Origin of the sequence: Streptomyces sp. NPDC005423, from assembly GCF_040606415.1 — a bacterium.
Lineage (GTDB): Bacteria > Actinomycetota > Actinomycetes > Streptomycetales > Streptomycetaceae > Streptomyces.
The window spans coordinates 68,636-88,263 of record NZ_JBEXET010000029.1 but is presented as its reverse complement, the minus strand read 5'-3'; the positions used below and the strand labels follow the sequence as shown (position 1 = coordinate 88,263).

The following is a 19,628-nucleotide window of genomic DNA, read 5'->3' as shown; positions in this document are numbered from 1 at the left end:
GGGCACAGGCCGTAGCACCCAGCAAGGGCACCTATACGGGCCCGACCACGCTGGGGGTCTCGGTACAGTCGCGGACCCTGTCCACCCGGCTGGGTGTGTCCGGCCCGGTCTGGTCCCTCGCCACCAGCCAGAGCGCCGGTGCCGGTGCATCTGCCTCGGGTCGAGTGAAAGTGGGCCTGGACTACGGGGCGTTCAGCCAGGCCGTCGGCGGCAACTACGCCTCCCGGCTGCGACTGGTGACACTGCCCGCCTGCGCGCTCACAACCCCTCAACTCGCCCAGTGCCGCAAGCAGACACCCCTGACATCCCTGAACGACCCCAACAACACAGCCGTATCCGCAGACCTCACGCTCGGCAGCACCGGCTCAGTCAAGAGCGCCGCCTCCACCAGCGTCAGTCAGGCTGCGGCTGGATCGGCGTCTTCGGCTGTCTACACCGGTGCGGCCTCCAAGTCCGCGACGGCGCAGACAGCCTCGGCCTCCGGCGCGGCCACCGTGATCGCGGCCACCGACTCCACCGGGCAGGAAGGCGGGGCCGGAGGAAACTACGCCTCGACCCTGTCGTCCGCTGGCTCATGGGGCCAGTCGGGCTCTTCGGGCGATTTCACCTACACCTACAAGGTGAACTCGCCCGCGGCCTCGACCTCGTTGGCGCCGGACGCATCGTTGTCTTATGACTCTGGCAGTGTCGACGGCAAGACGGCGAATACCCAGGCCCAGGCGTCGTGGGTGGGTGATGGATGGACCACCCAGGACTCCCTCGTGGAGCAGGAATTCACGCCCTGCTCCGACTCCCCGGAGGGCAGCACCGGTTCGGTGACCACATCGGATGAGTGCTACGACGGCCCGATCCTGACGATGTCCCTGAACGGGTCCTCGACGTCCATCGTCTACGACAAGGACACGTCGACCTACAAGCTGTCCAATGACAACGGTGCGACGGTCACGAAGGTGACCAGTTCGTCGAACGGATCAGGTACCTACGACACGTCGTACTGGGTCATCACGGAGCGGGACGGCACCAAGTACTACTTCGGCCGCAACGAGCTGCCCGGCTGGGCCTCAGGCAACGACACGACGAACTCGGTGGACTCCGAGCGCGTGTACTCCGCGCACTCCAGTGACCCCTGCTACAACTCCACGGCCACGAGCAGCTACTGCACCATGGCCTACAAGTGGCACCTGGACTACGTCACCACCCCCACCGGCGACGCGATGGCGTACTACTACAAGCAGGACACCAACTACTACGGCGCCTACAACGGAGCCTCCGAAGTCAAGTATGTGCGCGACTCCTACCTCGCGCACATCGACTACGGCTTCACCACCGCCACCGGCCCCTATGGCACCGTGCCCGACAAGATCGTCTATAGCACCTCGGTCCGCTGCACCTCCACAAGCACCAACTGCGGCAGCTCGGAAACCTCCTCCAACGCCTCGTACTACCCCGACGTGCCCTACGACCTGACCTGCGCCTCCGGAGCCACCTGCAGTGCCTACGGACCGTCGTTCTACTCCACTGTCCGCCTGAACTCGATCACCACGCAGCAGTACTCGGTCTCCTCCACTGCGTACGCGACGGTCGACTCCTACGCCCTGACGCAGACCGAACCGTCGACAGGTGATGCGACCAGCGCGACGCTGTGGCTCTCCTCTATCCAGCGCACCGGGTCAGACCTCACTGCAGGCGGCTCCACCTCGTCGATCAACATGCCGGCGGTGAAGTTCACCGGCTCGGCGCTGGAGAACCGCGTCAGTACCTCCACCTATCCCGGCTTGTTCCGCTACCGCATCACTGCGATCACCAACGAACTCGGTGGAGTGACCGGGATCTCCTACACACTGCCTACCGCCTGTTCGACCTCGGCCACACCGTCTTCGAACACCGCGTCCTGTTTCCCGGAGTACTGGACGCCCAGCGGCTACATCAGCCCGATGCTGGACTGGTTCAACAAATACGCAGTGCAAGAAGTCCTGGAGACCGACACCACCGGCGGCTCGGCGACGAAGGAGAGCGATTACTCCTACTCTGGCGCGGCCTGGCACTACGACGACGACGAACACGTTAAGGCCAAGTACCGCACCTACGGACAGTGGCGCGGCTACCAGCAGGTGACCACCACCACCGGCAACGGCTCCGGCGACGCCCAGACCAAGCAGGTCGACTCCTACTACCAGGGCATGGACGGTGACCGGCTCTCATCCACCTCGAACCGCAGTGTGTCGCTGACCGACTCGCAGGGCGGCAGCCACACCGACTCCGCTCAACTCAGCGGGCAGATAATGGAGTCCACCTCCCACCTTGGCAACGGTGGAGGCGTCGATCACTCCACCATCACCTCGTACTGGATCTCCGCGGCTACAGCGACCCGCGCCCGCTCCGGGCTGCCGGACCTGACCGCCAACGCTACGAGCACCGCCGAGGCGTGGACCCGGCAGCGGCTGACCGACGACGGCACCACCAGCTGGCGCTACAACGAGACCGACACCACCTACGACGCCACCCGCTCCGACGACGACTTCGGCCTGCCGACCTACACCTACACGCACACCGTGCCGGCCAACACAGCCTACGACCAGTGCACCGCCACCACATACGCACCGGCCAACACCACCGCCAACATCATCGGCCTCGTCTCCGGCACCGAAGTGGACTCGGTCGCTTGCTCGGGCTTCAGCGAAGGCTCCATCGCCTCTGTCCCCAACGGACTGAACACCCTCGGCGCACCCACCAGCGTCAACCGTCCCGACCAGGTGGTCTCCGCCACCCGGACCTTCTACGACGACCCCACCTTCTCCACCGCCTTCCCGCAGGCCGCCGCCCCAACCACGGGCCTGGTCACGATGACCCGCAAGGCCACCGACTACGGTTCGGGCGCCTTCACCTGGCGCACCACCGCGAAGAACACCTACGACAGCACCTACCACCGCCTGGCCAGCATCACCACCGGCAACGGCAACACCACCACGACTACCTACACGGTCAACTCCGCCTCCCTGACCACTGGGCAGACCATTACCGAACCCAGCGTCAGCGGGGTCGCCCACACAAGCAGCTCGACATTCGACCCGGAACGCGGGCTCACGCTGACTGCCACAGACGCCAACCACGTGGTGACAACCTTTCAGTACGACGCGTTGGGGCGCGCCACGTCGGTGTGGAAGGACTCGCGCGCCACCACCGCACTGGCGAACCTCACCTACGCCTACACCCTGTCCAACACCTCCCTCTCGGGCGTGGTGACCAACACCCTCAACGACAACAGCGGCTACCTCACCTCGGTCAGCATTGAGGACTCCCTCGGCCGCACCCGCCAGACCCAGACCTACACGCCGCAGGGCGGCCGTCTGATCGACGACACTCTCTACGACTCGCGCGGCTGGACGGCGAAGAAGAACACCGACTACTGGGACTCCACCACAACACCGACACTCGGACTGAAGTCGGTGGCCGACAACCAGGTCGCCGAGCAGGACGTGTTCACCTACGACGGTCTCGGCCGGCAGGTCTACGACGTCTCCGAGAAGAACGCGGTGCCCGTCTCCACCACGACCACGGTCTACAACGGCGACACCACCACCGTCATCCCGCCCGATGGCGGGGTCACGAAGACCACGCGCACCGACCCGGCCGGCCGCACCAGCGAACTCGACGAGTACACCGTCGCACCCACGCTGACCACGCCACTGAACCCCGCCACCGGAATCTTCTACCTCACCGGGGGCACCAGCACCGCGACCACCTACGGATTCGACGGCCACAACCAGCAGTCCACCACCACCGACGCCAAGAACCAGGTGTGGACCAGCACTTACGACCTGGCCGGCGAGGTGATCTCCAAGACCGACCCCACGGCTGGCAACACCTCCGCCATGACCTACGACGCGGACGGCAACCTGCTGCAGGCCCAGGACGCCCGCGGCCAGTACGTCTCCTACACCTACGACGCACTCGACCGTAAGACCGGCCAGTACGCCGCCGCCACCGCCGGCCAGGCCGCCTACGCCTCCACCAGCTCACCGGGCAACCAGACCGCAGCCTGGGTCTACGACAACTCCAACACCGCGATCTCCGGCATGACCTACCCGGTCGGGCACGTCACCACAGCCACCTCCTACAGCGGCGGCTACGCCTACGTACAGCAGGCGGTGAACTTCAACGTCTTCGGCGAGTCCCTGGGCGAAGAGACGATCGTTCCCCTGGGCGCACAGGGATCGGTCCTCGGCAAGACCTGGAAGATCACCCACACCTACACCAGCGTCAACGGGCTGCTGTGGACCGATGCCTACGGCTCCGGCGGTGGGCTGCCAGCCGAGACCGTCACCCACACCTACAACAACGACAGCCAGCCCTACGGCCTGGCCACCACCTCCTACGGTTATGTCCAAGGCACCACCTACAGCGCCTATAACCAGGTCGCCCAGGTCCAGCTCGGCTCCTCCACCTCCTACGCCACTGTCACGGACGCCTACGACGCACACACCGGGGACCTGACGGACCAACTCGCCACCCGCTCCACCACCACCCCCGCCACCATCGACGAGACCGCATACACCTACGACCTTTCCGGAAACATCACCCACCAGACCGAGACCCGCTCCGGCTCGAGCAGCGCGGCCGAAACCCAGTGCTACACCTACGACACCCTCGACCGCCTCACCACGGCCTGGACCACCGCCTCAACCGCCACCGACACCTGCAACACCACCCCCACCAGCAGTAACCACAGCACTGTCGGAGACGGCATCACCGGCGGTACCTACTGGACCAGCTGGTCCTACGACGACATCGGCAACCGGCTCACCCAGACCCAGCACACCGTCTCCGGCACCGGAAGTGACACCCTCACCACCAGCGGCTGGTCCAGCAGCCAGCCCAACACGATGACCGGCACCACCACCACGGGCGGCACGACCGGCTCGACCAGCTACACCTACGACGCCGCAGGCAACACCCAGACCCGCAACACCAGCACCGGCGACCAGACCCTCCTCTGGAACAACACCGAACAGCTGACCAGCGTCTCCAACAGCACCACCGGCACCGCCACGAGCTACATCTACGACGCCGACGGCAGCCTCCTGCTGCAGATCGACCCCGCCACCACCACTCTCTATCTCGGCAGCGAACAGATCACCCTCGACGATTCCGCCGGCACCGCCACCGGTGTGCGCTACTACAACGCCCCCGACGGCACCACCATCGTTCGCACCGGCACCGGCACCAACTACGGCTTCGAACTCGCCGCCGACCAGCACGGAACCAACAGCCTCTACCTCGACTCCACCGCCCAGACCCCCACCTGGCGCCAGTTCGACCCCTACGGCAACCCTCGCGGCACAACCACCAGCTGGCCCGACAACCGCACCTTCCTCAACAAGACCACCGACACCACCACGGGCCTCACCGACATCGGAGCCCGCGAATACGACCCCACTATCGGCCGCTTCATCAGCCTCGACCCCATCTTCGAAGCCACCAGCCCACAAGAACTCGGTGGATACACCTACGCGGGCGACAATCCCATCGGTGAAAGTGACCCCACCGGTCTGTGCATGGCGGACATCTGCGGTGTGGGGACGCCCAAGGGCAATGTGGTGGGCGGTTCGAGTGGTGTCATCAACGATGGGCCGGTCGATCCTGGATACAACAGTGAAGGCTACTGCCACAACGGCTCATGCGGCCGGACTCACTACAACACGAGCTGGGGTACAACACACGAGAGTTCGAATAGCTGCTGGCCACTCTCTGCTTGCTCGGCTCCTTCCCCTTACTACGGAGATATGGGGAACGCCCCCAAGTCTCGGAATGTCACCCCTTTCCTGGCAAAAATAAAGAAGGCGCTCAAGGAGTATTGGAAGTTCCTGAATCCCACTTGTTCGGGTGGTAGTGGCAAGGGCGCACTTGCGCCGTGTCAACCCCTCACAGGGACGTTCCAGATGGGGCCCCTGGGGGAAGAGGGTGGATTCGGCGAGCCTGGTGAGCCGGCCCCGCTGCCGGGTTTCGCAGAGGGCGGGCCTACGTCAGGACTTGGCGTCACTCAGGACGGTAAAGCCTACGATGTGGTAAGCGGGAATAAGAAGGCTGACGCCGATTTGATCAACATAGTCAATCAGAGGCTGCAGGACAAGGGTGTGTTGCCGGGGAGAGCCACTTCAAGTCGCGCCAGTGACGCCGAACAGAAATTCGCCGCCGTAATGCTGCGCGATAAGATCGCGAAGGCAGACCTCTATATAAACAACCCTTCCGGGCCGTGCGCGCAGAGATTGGGATGTGATGATGTGCTCGGTACCATCCTCGGCAACAAAAAGCAGCTTACGGTACACTGGCCCGATGGAAACGGCGGCTGGGAGTCGCGATCGTATGGAGGTGCCCCTTAATGCAGAATCGGGTGGAGGCGTACTACCGCAAGGAGCACGCCGGGAATCGCCCCGTACTTGGTAGCGTTGAGGATGTTGACGCGCTTATCGAGTCCCTTCTTGCCGCTCCGGCATTCCATAATTTGGCAGAACTGCATTCATTGAATCGGCAACTTCTGCCTTCAGGGTTTCCCGACCATGAACTTTTGGTAGGGGTGGACAAAGATCGTCGAGTTGGTGTTCTGGAATTCATGGATGCCGACGGCAACGTGGTGTCGCTAGGTGCACCGAATGGGCGAGGTGAGGTTTCCTATTTTCTTGTGGGGAACCCAACCGAATTTCCTGATCGCTCGGAAATCCCCGTCGAACTCGTGTGTGAAGCGGTCAAGGAGTTTCTGACTTCTGAGGGGCGGCGCCCGAAGTGTGTTGAGTGGCAGGTGCCGGAATTCTGGTGAATTTTCCAAGAGGTTCAATATGCACAGCGACATGCGGGACACGTCAGGTAGGCATTTCGGGTGATCGATGCGTCACGAGCAAGACTTTGGCCTAAAGCGCGTTGCAGAAGGCCGTGATTTTGCAGGTCAGGATGCGGGTGCGGTTGTTCTGATCACGCGGCGGTGGCGAGGTTGTGCATGTGGGCGACGGCCTGGACCGCATGGTGGAGGCCGTCACCGTGCTGCCGGCAGTCGCGGAGGATCTTGTAGTTCTTCAGCCGGCCGATCGCATGCTCGACCCGCGCGCGGACCCGGCGATGCTCCTTGTTGTCGGCTTCCTCGCCGGCCAACAGGGGCCGGCCGGGCCGTTTGCGGTGCGGGACGACCAAGCCGGTGTTGATGTAGGCACCGTCGCCGAGCACCGTGACTCCCTGGCACTGCTCCGGCAGACCGGAGCTGCGCCAGACATGGGCATCGGCCTTGTTGCCCGGGGCTGGGCGGGCGGTGGCCACGACGAGGCGGGGGTCGGCGTCGATGATGACCTGCACGTTCGCCGAGAACCGGTAGTTGCGGCTCGAGGCGCCGACCTTGCGGTCACGGACCGGGACCAGCGTGCCGTCGACGATCCACAACCGGTCCGTGGCATCGGCCGGACGCGAGACCGGTGCGATCGCGAGCAGCGGCCCAAGCCGCTGGATGACCCGGCACACCGTCGCCGGCGAGACCCCGAACAGCGGCGCGAGCTGCCGCATGGTCAGGTTGGTCCGGTAGTAGACCGCCACCATCAGCACCCGATTGGCAAGCGGCAGACACCATGGCCGCCCGATCCGCGGCCCATCGCCACCCCGCTCCCGCACCACCTTCAGCAACCGCTCGAACTGCGTCATCCGCAGCCCCGTGAACGTCTCCACCCACAACGGCTCAACCCTCAACACCCCACGCATACAAGGGAAATGCCCTGATCACGGCCTTCTGCAACGCGCTTTAGGCTTGCTCGGCAGTCCTCTGCTACCTCCGTGGGCTCGCCGCATACGCAGTGCCCGTCGGCAGGCGGCATAGACCGCGCGCAGGACTGTTGCCGGGCGAACACGCTCGCTCAGCACCCACAGGGTCGCGACCAGGTACACCCCTTCCAGGGCCTCGCGGGCAGGAGTGGCCGACGAGTATCGCTGTTGGTCATGACGCTCGTTTGACGCTCCGGGCGCCCGTACTCGGGACAGCGAGCCGACATGCTGGCTCTGACCTGCACTTTTACGTGGCTTGCGCAGGCCGACACCTTTCCGATGACGCATCACGTGGAGTGCGTGGCGATCCTGGAGCCGGTGGGGAAGGGCGCCTGACCTGCGGTTTTGAGAGCAGCGGCTACTCGTACGTCGAGTGTGAGCCCTGCCGTCCCGTCAAGGACGGCAGGGCTCACGCACGCCGCCAACCGACCGTCACGTCTCCCCGACGAACCCGGACCACGCCTCACGTGACACATGGATGACGGGTCCGGTCACGGTCTTGGAGTCACGGATGTGTACAACTCCCTTACTGGCGAACCGCATTCCGTCCTTGCGTGTGATCACCGTGAACGCGCCATCAACGCCAGCGTTGCACTCGCGGTCTGTCGGCATGACCTGCATTTCGACGTTCTGCTTCTCGCCAATCAGAAGCAGCTGTTCCAACTGACCCCGGTGCACTGTCTTTCCTCCCCAGGGGTGTCGCAATGCCGCCTCTTCGAGCACGAAGCTCAGTAGCGGCGCGGGCCAGCGGCTGAAGATGTCCTGCCGGGCCAGGCGGACGACACCAGCGGCCGAGGGCTGCTGCTGGTCGCCGCGCTCGTCACCCGCTGGGGCTGGCACCTCCGGCCTGGAGGGCCGGGCAAGACCGTCTGGGCGGAATGTGTGTTCTCCTGACGTCTCACCAGGTTGGGCGAACCACCGGCGCACCTCCGCGCGTCCTGCCTTGGAGGCCATCAGTCACCTACCGCGGGGAGGAACCGTGCAGCAGTCGAAGGGGGCGCTCGCCGAGCGCATCGCGGAGCGAAGGCAAGGCGGTCATGATCCGCGCGCTCTGGTCGGTGAGATGCGGCGTTCGCTTCTGCTGGTGCCGGTGGCCGACGGGGGGCTGTGGTCGGTGCGTTCGGGCGGGGTGCGGTGGATCTGTGGGTTCACCGACGAGGTCGCGCTGGCCCGGTTCGCCCTGCATCGCGGACTCGGGGAGCGGCAGTGGGAGTACGCGGCCTTGCTGGGCGCGCGCATCGTCGACGAGATCGTGCCGACCCTGGGCGAGCCCGCCGGTCTCGCCGTCGACATCGCCACCGAGTACGGGGCGATGTTCTTCCCGCCGGTCGCCGGCATCGTCCCCGACGCGGTCGCCGTCGACACCGGCCGTGTGCGGCAGGCGAGTTCATGAGCGGCGACGGAGCGGACCTCCAGCTCGACAAGGCGTCCGTCGCCAAGTTCACCCATGGCGTGGGCGCCACCATCGAGCAGCTCGGTGAACTCGGCGGCCCCACCGGCTCGGTGCTCGGCAAGGGCTTCTCCGAGCTGGCGATGACCGGGATGGAGGCCGGCCACCATGGCCTCGCGGTCGACTTCGAGGACTTCTGCGAGCGCTGGGAGTGGGGCGTGCGCGCGCTGGTGCGGGATGCCAGTGAGCTCTCGAACCGGCTCGGTCTCGCGGCGGGCACGCTGTGGGAGGAGGACCAGTACGTCGCCGGCTCGCTGAAGGTCGGCGCCAACTCCCTGTTCGGCGGCGACCCGCACGCGAGCGAGGACGAGATCGCCCGGCAGGGCTGGGGCGACATCTTCACCCCGGATGCCCTGCACCCCGACTGGAGCGCCGAGTCGTTCGACAAGGCCGGCCAGGACGCGGAGCAGACCTGGAAGGACACCGGCCGGTCCCTCCTCACAGAGGGCCAGGGCGGCCGTGAGTCGCAGCTGCTCAACCAGGCGCTCGGCGTCTCCGACGACGACTTCGACCAGGCGCTGGACGACACGTTCGGGCCGTCACCGCAGGAGCGCGCCGAGCAGCGGCAGCAGGGCGATTCCGGGGGGAACTGACCGTGGGCATAGGCGACTTCATCAGCGACATCACTCCCGACTCGGTGGAGGACGCGGTCGAGCACGGCACCGAGTGGGTCGGCGACCGGGTCGAGGACGCGGGCGACTGGACCGCCGACCGGTTGCAGGACGTCGGCTGGGACTCCGGCGCGGACTGGGTGCGCGAGCAGTCCCGTTCGGTCGCCAACCGGCTGGGCGCCGAGGTCGACGAGATGGACCTCGGGCAGACCGAGGACAAGACCAAGCTGATCTACGGCAGCCCGAGCAAGATCAACGCCGTCGCCGCGAAGCTCCGTGCCTTTGAGTCGGCCTTCAACGAGACCGGCGACGGTCTCAGGGGTCTCGACTCCTCCCGGCTCAAGGGTGAGGCGGCCGACGCGCTGCGCACCGCTGTGGGCAAGCAGCCGCACAGGTGGTACACGGCGGGTGACGCCTGCGTCAAGGCGATCAGCGCGCTGGAATCGTTCGCCGACACGGTCACCTGGGCCCAGGGCCAGGCGCAGACGGCGATCGACACATGGAAGGCCGGCACCAAGGCGTCCGAAGACGCCGCCGACGCCCACCGCACGAAGGTCGACGACTACAACAAGGCCGTCGACCGGTACAACGCCCAGCCCGCCGACCGGCGTGATCCCTCGTCCCTTCCGCCACGCCCCGCCGAGACCTTCGACGACCCGGGCAAGAAGCTGATGAAGGAGGCGCAGGACCTCCTCGCCGAGGCCCGCAGGCAGCGGAACTCCGCTGCGCAGACGGCGAGTTCGGCGGTCCGCGCCGCCCGCGACATGGCGCCGAGGAAGCCGTCGTACGCCGAGCAACTGCGCGACGGCTACGAGGAACTGCAGATCATGCAGGACCACGTCGGCGGCGGTCTCATCAAGGGCACGGCCGGCATCGTGAACTTCGTCCGGTCGGTCGACCCCATGGACCCGTACAACATCACGCACCCGGCCGAGTACCTGACCTCGCTCGACAGCCTCGCCGCGGGCATCGTCGTAGCGGCCAACGACCCCGTCGGCACCGGCAGCAAGATGGTCGAGGACTTCATGAAGGACCCGGCCGAGGGCTTCGGCCGGCTGATCCCCGACATCGTGCTGACCGTGGCCACCGACGGCGGTGGCGCCGCGGTGAAGGGCGTGCGCATCGCCGAGGACGCCTCCGACGCCTCGAAGGTGCGCAGGCTCGTCGACGACGTCGAGGAAGGGACCCACAAGCGCCCGGACGGGGAGCGCCTCACCGACGGCTCCGACCCGGTGGACCTCGCCACCGGCCGGATGTTCCTGCCCCAGACCGACGTGGAGATCCCCGGCATCCTGCCGCTGGTCTTCACCCGGCGCACCGAGTCGGGCCTCGCGACCGGCCGCTTCCTGGGCCCGTCCTGGACGTCCACGCTCGACGAGCGGCTGGAGATCGACGCGATCGGCGTCGTCCACGCCACCGCCGACGGCCTCCTGATCACTTACCCGCACCCGGTCCCCGGCGACCCCACCCGGCCGGACTCCGGCAGCGGTCGTACCCTGCTGGCCCGCGACGCCGACGGCGACTACGCCCTGACCGACCCCGGCTCGGGCCTCGTCCGCCACTTCACCGCCCCGCCCGGCGCCGAACCCGGCGGCGACGGCACCGCCTGGCTGTCCGGCACCGGCGAACGGGGCGGCCACACCGTCACGGTGGACCGGGCGGACGACGGGCTGCCCCTGGCCCTCGTCCACTCCGCGGGCCACCAGGTCCGGCTGACGACCGCCGAGGGGCGGGTGACCGCGCTCTCCCTGGCGGGCGGCGGGGAGGACGGCGCGGACCTGCCGCTGGTGCGCTACGACTACGACGACGAGACCGGCGACCTCACCACCGTCACCCGCCCCTCCGGTGCCGCCACCGCCTTCCACTACGACGAACGCCACCGCGTCATCGCCTGGATCGACTCCAACAACCGCCGCTACGACTACGTCTACGACGACCGGGACCGGGTCGTCGCCGAGGGCGGCGAGGCCGGCCACGTCCAGATCACCCTGACGTACACCGAACCCGACCCCGAGACCGGCCACCGCACCACCACGCTCACCACCGCCGACGGCCGGCCCACCCGGCACCTGATCGGCCCGCGCTGCCGGATCCTGGCCACCACGGACGCCCTCGGCCACACCACCCGCTTCCGCTACGACGCGAGCGGCAACCTGCTGTCCCGCACCGACCCGCTCGGCGCCACGAACAGCTTCCGCTACGACGACGAGGGCCGGCTGATCGGGGCCGTCCGCCCGGACGGCTCCGAACTGCGCGTCCTGCGCGGCCCGTTCGGGCTGCCGGCGGAGGTCGTCGGGCCGGACGGCGCCCGCTCCGCGTACACCTACGACGAGCGCGGCAACCGCACCGCGTACACCGACCCGGCCGGACACACCACCCGCATCGCCTACGACGACGGGGGCCGCCCCACCTCGGTCACCGACGCCCTCGGGAACACCACCCGCGTGATGTGCGACGCGGCGGGGCGGACCGTGGCGGTGACCGACCCGTCCGGCGCCACCACCCGCACCGAGCGGGACGGGCTCGGCCGCCCGGTCCGGGTGACCGGCCCGACCGGCGGCGTCACCCGCCTGGAGTGGACCGCGGACGGCCGGCTCGCCCGCCGCACCGGCCCGGACGGTACGAGCGAGTCATGGACCTACGACGGCGAGGGCAACCGCACGGCCCACACCGACGCCGCCGGAGCCGTCACCCGCCACGAATACACCCACTTCGACCTCCCGCTCGCCACCACCCGTCCCGACGGCGGCCGTTACGAGTTCGAGCACGACGCCGACCTGCGCCTCACCCGGGTCACCGGCCCGCAGGGCCTGAGCTGGACGTACGAGTACGACGCGGTCGGCAACATCGTCTCCGAGACCGACTTCGACGGGCGCACCCTGAGCTACCGCGTGGACGCCGCAGGCCGCCTCACCGCCAGGACCGACGCCCTCGGCGGCACCGTCTCCTTCGAGCGCGACCCACTCGGCCAGGTGCTCGGCAAGACCGTCGACGGGCGGGTGACGACGTACGCGTACGACCGGGCGGGCCGTCTCCTGGAGGCGGTCGGACCGGACGGCGAACTGCGCTACCAGTACGACCGCCGCGGGCTGGTCAAGACAGAACTGGTGGACAGCCGCCCGATGCTCTACTCCTACGACACCCTGGGCCGGCGCGTCCGCCGGACCACCCCCACCGGTCACGTCACCTCCTACGCCTACGACTCGGACGGGCTCCCCGCACGGCTGACCATCGGCGGCCGGCCGGTCGACTTCACCCACGACGCCGCCGGCCGCGAACTGTCCCGCGCCTTCGGTGACGCGCTCACCGTGACGTCGGCCTGGGACGAGGCCGGCCGGCTCGCCACGCGGCACATCACCGCCGGAGCCCGCTCCGTCAACAGCCGTGCCTACACCTACCGCGCCGACGGGCACCTGCTCTCCGTCGCGGACCACCTCTCTGGCACCCGCACCTTCGACCTCGACCCCCTGGGCCGCGTCACCGCCGTGCGCGCCCCGGGCTGGACCGAGCGGTACGCGTACGACGACACCGGCAACCAGACCTCCGCCTCCTGGCCCGGACGCCACCCCGGCAGCGAGGCGGCCGGCCCCCGCTCGTACGACGGCACCCGGGTCACCCGCGCCGGAGACGTCCGCTTCGAGCACGACGCCCTCGGCCGCGTCACCCTGCGCCAGAAGACCCGGCTGTCCCGCAAGCCCGACACCTGGCGCTACGAGTGGGACACGGAGAACCGCCTCACCCGCGTCACCACCCCCGACGGGACCCGGTGGCGGTACCGCTACGACCCGCTGGGCCGCCGCACCGCGAAGCAGCGCCTGGCGGCCGACGGCGAGAGCGTGGTCGAGGAGGTCCGCTTCACCTGGGACGGGCTCATCCTCTGCGAGCAGACCAGCCACCGGCCCGGCACCCCGCACACGATCGCCCTCAGCTGGGACCACCGGGACGTCGTCCCCCTCGCCCAGACCGAGCGCATCCTGACGGCCGACAGCCGGCAGCAGGAGATCGACCGGCGGTTCTTCGCCATCGCCACCGACCTGATCGGCACCCCCACCGAACTCATCGACGAGACGGGCGGCCTCGCCTGGCGCAGCCGCAGCACCCTCTGGGGCACCACCGCCTGGGCCAGGGACAGCGACGCCTACACCCCGCTCCGCTTCCCCGGCCAGTACTACGACCCGGAGACCGGTCTCCACTACAACCTCTTCCGCCACTACGACCCCGAGACCGGCCGCTACACCTCCCCGGACCCGCTGGGCCTCGCCGCCGCGCCCAATCCTCTCGGCTACGTGGACAACCCGTACACGGGGTGCGACCCGCTGGGGCTGATGCCCCAGTACACGAGGGAGGAGAAGGCGCAGAAGCGGATCGACAAGATCCTCGACGACGTCGCCGGCAGGGCGCGAAACGGTGAGATGAACAAGCATGCGAAGTACCACGGGGACACGCGCCACGGTTTCACCGACGAACGGGTCCTGGAGATCCTCAAGGAGCCCGATGCCGTGTACCAGTCATCAGGTCAGGCAGGGAACTTCATCTACCGGAAGGGCGACGACATCGCCGTGGTCTACGGGCCCGGATCCAAGCAGGGCCAGGTCATCACGGCCTACGGAGAGTCGGGCATCAAGGGCGAGTCGGGCGCCAAGGCGCTCGGCGGCAGTCCGACGGACCCCGGCGCCCCGGTGACTCACGAGGACATCGTGCAGGGCAGGATTCCCACCGAGGACGGCTACCTCGCACCGGCGAAGCAGATCAGATGAGGCACGAATGACCATGGAACTGTCTTTCGACGGCGGCTGGCGCGCGACGGTCACGGACGAGCCGCTGCCCCTCACCCCCCGCTTCACGGGCAACTCCGTGGATGTCGTGCGGTACGCGGACGGGAAGGAGCGTGAGCGATTCCTCGCGAGCACATTCGGCAGCCAGGACTGGTTGTGGGACTCGCCTGACATCCTGCGGTTCGACCCGGTCAGCCGGAAGCTGGTCGGGGCCGAGCTCCAGATGCCGTACGTCTCCGCGTCCGCCGAGACCTCCGTCCGCGTTCCGGTCATGCCGCCGGTACGCCCGGGCGGGCTCCGGGCGGACGAGGTCCGGGACTTCCGGCACGAGATGTGCACGGTGCTGTGCCGCGCTCCCGGGGACACCGTGCTGACCTGCCTGCGCGACCTCGAAGTCCTCGACGAGCCGGTGGAGGCCTGTGTCGGCATCGCCCCCGACGTGGCGCTCCTGGTCCAGGACTCCACCGTCGTCGGCTGGCGTCTCACCGATCCCGCACGGTACCTGACCACCACGTACGCCGACCCCGACCCCAGCCCGCCGTCGCCTGCGACCCGTCGGTTGCTGACCGAGTGCGTGGACCTGCTGACCACGCCGACGGTCGACGACCTGGTGGACGGCGAGCCGGCCGCCCTGGCCCGTCTGCGGGCCGCCGACGAGGCACTGCGCGCCCAGCGCGAGGACCGGCACCGCGCCGACGCCCTCCTCTCGCTCATCGGCAACTCGGTGCAGGACTACGGGAATCGGTGACCTCGGAGCCGTGACGGTGCTCCCAGCGGTTGGCTGCGGGCACGACGTGATGGTCGGGTTCGACGGGTCGTCGGACCATGAACGGCGCTCAAGGGTCACTTCGTGGGGTCAGCGTGCCAGCAAGTCTCGGATCGCTCCCGTGGTCTCGTACGGAGCCTCCTCGGCCATGAAGTGCCCCGCGTTCGTCAGACGGTGGTCGAGATCCGGAGCCCAAGCCCTCCATACCTGGGCGGCGTCGTAGCCGAGCTGGGCTCCCCAGTCCTGCTGGATGACCGTGACAGGCATGGCGAACTGCGATCCGGCATCAAGGTCCGCCCGGTCGTGGGCGACGTCGACACCCGCGGAGGCACGGTAGTCGGCGACGATCGAGTCCACCGCGGCCGCGCTCGCGCGCAGGTACTCGGCGCGCACCTGCTCCGGAATCGCGTCCGGGTCCTTGGCCCAGGCGTCGAAGAACGAGCCGAAGAACGCGTCCGCACTGTTGGCGATCATCCTCTCCGGCAGGCCCGCCGGCTGCGCCATCAAAAACAGGTGGTAACCCACCGCCGCCGACACGCCCTGCAGCACGTTCCACATGTCCAGCGTCGGCACGACGTCGAGGATGCCCAGATGCGTGATGGTCTCCGGGTGGTCCAGCCCGGCCCGGAACGCGACCAGGGCACCACGGTCGTGGCCGACCAGGGCGAACTGCTCATGGCCGAGCCCGGTCATCAGGGACACGATGTCAGCGGCCATCGTCCGCTTCGAATAGACATCCTCGTCGGCGGCCTCCGGCTTGTCGCTCACCCCGTAGCCGCGCAGGTCAGGACAGACCACCGTGTGCTCGGCGGCCAACTGCTCGGCGACGTGGCGCCACATCAGGTGGGTCTGGGGAAAGCCGTGCAGCAGTACGACCGGGCTGCCGCTGCCACCGATCGCGGCGGACAGCTTCACACTGCCCGAACCGGGCAGGAGGGTGTACTCGAAACCAGGAATCATGAGTGTCACAACGGTCCTTCTCTCAGTGCCGGATGGCGGACCACTCCAACGTGCATGACACCGATGAGCAGCGAATCAGTACGGCACCGCAGATCAGGGCCCGCGCACCGAGGATGGGGAGTATGCGGATCGATGTGCTCGGGACAGTGCAGGCACGGCGTGACGACGGCAGCCCGATCGACCTGGGCGGGCCGCGGCATCGCGAGGTACTCGCGCGCCTGGTCGCCGCGGAAGGCCGGATGGTCACCACCGACACCCTCATTGACGACCTGTGGTCGCGGGCGACGGCCGGCTCCCTGGGTGCGCTGCGCACCTTCGTCGCCGCGCTGCGTCGCGCCATCGAACCCGACCGACCGCCCCGCACACCGCCACGCGTGCTCATCACGCAGGGACCCGGCTACGCGCTGCGCCTGCCCCGCGGGGCCACGGACGTCGACCGGTTCCAGGACGCACTGGCCAAAGCCCGCCACTGTCCCGAAGGCGTCGTTGACCTCGGGGAAGCACTCGCCTCGTGGCGCGGTCCGGCCTATGCCGACCTGCCCGAGGCTGCATGGGCCAAGCGGGAGCGAACCCGGCTCCAGGAACTGCGATTGCAGGGAGTGGAACTACGGGCGAGCATCCTCCTCGATTCCGGCAGGGGAGCCGACCTTGTCGCCGACCTCGGCGCGCATATCGCCGAACACCCCTGGCGAGAGCCGGCCTGGGGCCTGCTCGCGCGCGCCCTCTACCGCGACGGACGCCAGGCCGACGCCCTGGCCACACTCCGGCGCGCCCGCACGATGCTCGTGGAACAGCTCGGGCTCGACCCTGGTCCTGATCTTCAACGTCTGGAGACGGACATCCTCACCAGGTCCGCGACACTTGAGCCGACCCGCGAACCGGCGCCCCGTCCCTGGTCGGGAACCGGTGCCCGGCTGGGTCCGCGCACGAGGATGGACCTGGCCCGCACTCTCGCGCTCGTCGGCGGCGATGCCCTGGTCTCCTCACGGCGCGACCGCCTCGCGGCTATCCAGGCGGCCGAACAAACGGGGGACGTCGCTCTGACCGCGCGGGTCATCGGCGCCTACGACGTACCCGCCATCTGGAGCCGAGCCGATGATTCCAGGCAGTCCCGCGCCGTGGTGGAGGCTGCCGAGCGCGCCCTCACCGCGCTCGGGCCAGGCGGCCCCACCGACCTCAGAGCCCGGCTACTGGCCACCGTCGCCGTCGAGAGCCGCGGCGGCGACACCTGCGACACCGCACTGAAGAACGCGCACGAGGCCGAGGCTCTGGCCCGTGGCCTCAACGACCCCCCGCTGCTGGCGTTCGCGCTCAACGGGGTGTTCTTGCAGTCCTTCGCGCGCCCTGGCCTGGCACCACAGCGCGACACGATCGGAGCCGAACTCGTCTCGCTGTCCACCCGGCACGGGTTGCCGACCTTTGCCATTCTGGGCCGACTCGTGCGCCTGCAATCCGCGTCCGCTCTCGGCGACCTCGAGGCCGCGTCCGTGCACGCAGTCGCCGCGGAAGAGCTTGCCGCCGCCCACGAGTCCCCACTGGTTACGGTCCTGACCGCATGGTTCAGAGCGCGGGTCACCGCCGCCCGCAGCACCGAACCCGGCGGCCCGAGCCCCGCGGCCGCTGCGGCGGCATACCGAGCTGCCGACGACGCTCTCGCGACAGCCGGAATGCCGGGGCTCCGCCGCGGCCTGCTCCCCTTGGCTCTGCTCGGCCTGCGCCTGCTGCACAACCGCCCCGCCCCCACCGACTCCCAGCTCGACTGGGGGCCGTTCCTGCCCTGGGCGACGCCACTCGTACTCCTGGCTCAGGGCCGGGTGGAAGACGCCCGCGTCTCCCTTGCCGCCACACCCGAACCACCCCGCGATCACCTCCAGGAAGCCCTGTGGTGCCTCACCGCTCACGTCGCGGTCCGCCTCGACGAACCCGAGATCGCCGTGCGCGCCGCAGTTGCCTTGCGCGACGCCCGTGCCGAGCACGCCGGCGCCGCCAGTGGCATGCTCACCCTCGGCCCGGTGGAGAGCTACCTCGCGGAAGCCGAAGCGTGCGCCGCCGCAGACCAGTGATCCACCCCGACTGGAGCACAGTCCGGCTCAGCTCGCCGTTTGTGGCCCTACCCGCACCCCTTGAACGGGGCAACTGGCGTTGCCCCGGCGGAAGTTCAGACGCGCGAGTCGGCCGCCAGCGTCGTGAACGCCGACCACGCGTCGCGCGAGAGGGCCAAGGACTGCCTCCGGGTGTCCTTCGAGTCGCGGACGAGGACGGTCTCAGGGCGCACAGCGACCTCTACGCAGTTGCCGCCGCCACCGCCGCTGAAACTGCTCTTGAACCAAGCAAGTTCGGTGGTGCTCATAGCGCTCCTCGCATCTGCTCCAGCAGGCTCGCGGTGGCTTGATGACTCAGAGCCTGCGAGCGCATCTTGCCATAGCGTTGAAGCATGGCGCTTGCGGCTTTTATGTCGGTGACGAGCATGCTGCAGTCGTGCGCTTCTACGTAGCCCACCCAACGATTTTCGCCGGTCTCAGCGAGGTACAGAGGGCCCTCGAAGCCGGAGTGGTCCTCCTGGGTTCGAGGCATGACCTGGATCTCCACGTTCCGGAGACGGCCTGCTTCCAGGAGGTTTCCGAGGAGTGCGTAGGTGACCTCGGCACCTGCCAGTCGCCGATCCAGGAGCGCTTGTTCGACGATGAAGCTGAACGTGCTGTTCGGCCGCTCGGTCAGGAGGCGCTGGCGTTCGAGCCGAGCCATGACCTGCTCCTCGAACTGCTCCTCCGACAGAGGAGGAAGACGTCGGTCGAAGAGGGCGCGAATGTACGGCTCGGGCTGAAGCAGTCCTGGAATCACCGCGCATTCATACGCGTAAAGCGAGATCGCCTCCTCCTCGATCCCCGCCCACTGCCGGAACCACGACGCCAGCCCCGCCCTCCGTGTCAGACTCTTCGCCGCCGCTCCCAGCACCCGCCCCGCGACCGCGCCCAGCACGTCCTCCGACCGGTCCAGCAGGTCCCGCGGAGGGAACCGTTTGCCCTGTTCGATCTTGGCGATGTACGCGACCGAGTACCGCACCAGCGGCGCGAACTGCTCCTGCGTCAGGCGGGCTTCCTCCCGCAGGGCCTTGAGGACCGCGCCGAAGGTCTTGAGACTGTCGGAGAGCTCCGGCTCACAGTTGCCGCCGCCCCCGCCCTGCCCGGTGTTCCCGCCCGCCCCGCCGCCGTTGCCCGTCGCCATCGCAGCCGCCTTCCCCTGTGCCGCCGGACCGTACTCGTGCCGGG

Annotated in this window: 11 protein-coding genes and 2 pseudogenes; 8 read left to right on the top strand and 5 right to left on the bottom strand. The window is 68.2% G+C overall.

The genetic code is table 11. The features are described from left to right. Window positions 1-170 precede the first annotated feature (170 nt). Window positions 171-6,380, top strand: coding sequence for an RHS repeat-associated core domain-containing protein (locus ABZT12_RS26760; protein WP_356389156.1), 6,210 nt, complete (start codon window positions 171-173; stop codon window positions 6,378-6,380). Continuing rightward, entirely contained in the window at window positions 6,380-6,814 is a 435-nt protein-coding gene (locus ABZT12_RS26755) for an Imm1 family immunity protein (protein ID WP_356389154.1), read from the top strand. Before ABZT12_RS26760 ends, ABZT12_RS26755 begins: the two co-directional genes overlap by 1 nt. 152 nt (window positions 6,815-6,966) lie before the next feature. Here the strand turns inward: ABZT12_RS26755 and ABZT12_RS26750 are convergent, their stop codons facing one another. Continuing rightward, a complete protein-coding gene (locus tag ABZT12_RS26750) occupies window positions 6,967-7,737 on the bottom strand; it encodes a transposase family protein (RefSeq protein WP_356389152.1) in 771 nt (256 codons plus the stop codon). Between the two features lie 492 nt (window positions 7,738-8,229). Beyond that, window positions 8,230-8,580: pseudogene (locus tag ABZT12_RS26745) on the bottom strand (Scr1 family TA system antitoxin-like transcriptional regulator); the annotation flags it as partial. On the opposite strand from ABZT12_RS26745, the pseudogene ABZT12_RS26740 reads away from it, so the two are divergent. The 5 genes and pseudogenes from ABZT12_RS26740 to ABZT12_RS26720 all read left to right on the top strand — a co-directional run. Further along, window positions 8,578-8,691: pseudogene (locus ABZT12_RS26740) on the top strand (ATP-binding protein); the annotation flags it as partial. The pseudogenes ABZT12_RS26745 and ABZT12_RS26740 sit on opposite strands and share 3 nt — an antisense overlap. Window positions 8,692-8,776: 85 nt before the next feature. After that, window positions 8,777-9,190, top strand: a complete 414-nt coding sequence (locus tag ABZT12_RS26735; protein ID WP_356389150.1) for a hypothetical protein — start codon at window positions 8,777-8,779, stop codon at window positions 9,188-9,190. Further along, entirely contained in the window at window positions 9,187-9,840 is a 654-nt protein-coding gene (locus tag ABZT12_RS26730; RefSeq protein ID WP_356389148.1) for a hypothetical protein, read from the top strand. Before ABZT12_RS26735 ends, ABZT12_RS26730 begins: the two co-directional genes overlap by 4 nt. 2 nt (window positions 9,841-9,842) lie before the next feature. Beyond that, on the top strand, window positions 9,843-14,615 hold the full coding sequence (locus ABZT12_RS26725; protein WP_356389146.1) for a putative T7SS-secreted protein: 4,773 nt from the start codon (window positions 9,843-9,845) through the stop codon (window positions 14,613-14,615). Window positions 14,616-14,622: 7 nt separating this feature from the next. Next, window positions 14,623-15,381 (top strand): hypothetical protein, encoded by a 759-nt coding sequence (locus ABZT12_RS26720; protein WP_356389144.1) that lies wholly within the window; start codon window positions 14,623-14,625, stop codon window positions 15,379-15,381. Between the two features lie 108 nt (window positions 15,382-15,489). Here ABZT12_RS26720 and ABZT12_RS26715 read toward each other — a convergent pair whose 3' ends face one another. After that, window positions 15,490-16,368: an alpha/beta hydrolase gene (locus ABZT12_RS26715; protein WP_356389142.1), complete on the bottom strand. Its 879-nt coding sequence runs from the start codon at window positions 16,366-16,368 to the stop codon at window positions 15,490-15,492. Between the two features lie 113 nt (window positions 16,369-16,481). Here ABZT12_RS26715 and ABZT12_RS26710 point away from each other — a divergent pair, with 113 nt between their 5' ends. Then, window positions 16,482-18,422: an AfsR/SARP family transcriptional regulator gene (locus ABZT12_RS26710; RefSeq protein ID WP_356389140.1), complete on the top strand. Its 1,941-nt coding sequence runs from the start codon at window positions 16,482-16,484 to the stop codon at window positions 18,420-18,422. Between the two features lie 95 nt (window positions 18,423-18,517). On the opposite strand, the gene ABZT12_RS26705 is transcribed toward ABZT12_RS26710, so the two are convergent. Together ABZT12_RS26705 and ABZT12_RS26700 are read right to left on the bottom strand one after the other, a co-directional pair. Continuing rightward, a complete protein-coding gene (locus tag ABZT12_RS26705) occupies window positions 18,518-18,709 on the bottom strand; it encodes a DUF397 domain-containing protein (protein WP_356389138.1) in 192 nt (63 codons plus the stop codon). Continuing rightward, window positions 18,706-19,584, bottom strand: coding sequence for a helix-turn-helix transcriptional regulator (locus ABZT12_RS26700; RefSeq protein WP_356389136.1), 879 nt, complete (start codon window positions 19,582-19,584; stop codon window positions 18,706-18,708). Before ABZT12_RS26700 ends, ABZT12_RS26705 begins: the two co-directional genes overlap by 4 nt. Window positions 19,585-19,628 lie beyond the last annotated feature (44 nt).

Coding starts and splice junctions, on each gene's coding strand:
- ABZT12_RS26755 (WP_356389154.1), top strand. CDS start 6,380: ATGCAGAATCGGGTGGAGGCGTACTACCGCAAGGAGCACGCCGGGAAT.
- ABZT12_RS26750 (WP_356389152.1), bottom strand. CDS start 7,737: ATGCGTGGGGTGTTGAGGGTTGAGCCGTTGTGGGTGGAGACGTTCACG.
- ABZT12_RS26730 (WP_356389148.1), top strand. CDS start 9,187: ATGAGCGGCGACGGAGCGGACCTCCAGCTCGACAAGGCGTCCGTCGCC.
- ABZT12_RS26720 (WP_356389144.1), top strand. CDS start 14,623: ATGACCATGGAACTGTCTTTCGACGGCGGCTGGCGCGCGACGGTCACG.
- ABZT12_RS26710 (WP_356389140.1), top strand. CDS start 16,482: ATGCGGATCGATGTGCTCGGGACAGTGCAGGCACGGCGTGACGACGGC.
- ABZT12_RS26705 (WP_356389138.1), bottom strand. CDS start 18,709: ATGAGCACCACCGAACTTGCTTGGTTCAAGAGCAGTTTCAGCGGCGGT.
- ABZT12_RS26700 (WP_356389136.1), bottom strand. CDS start 19,584: ATGGCGACGGGCAACGGCGGCGGGGCGGGCGGGAACACCGGGCAGGGC.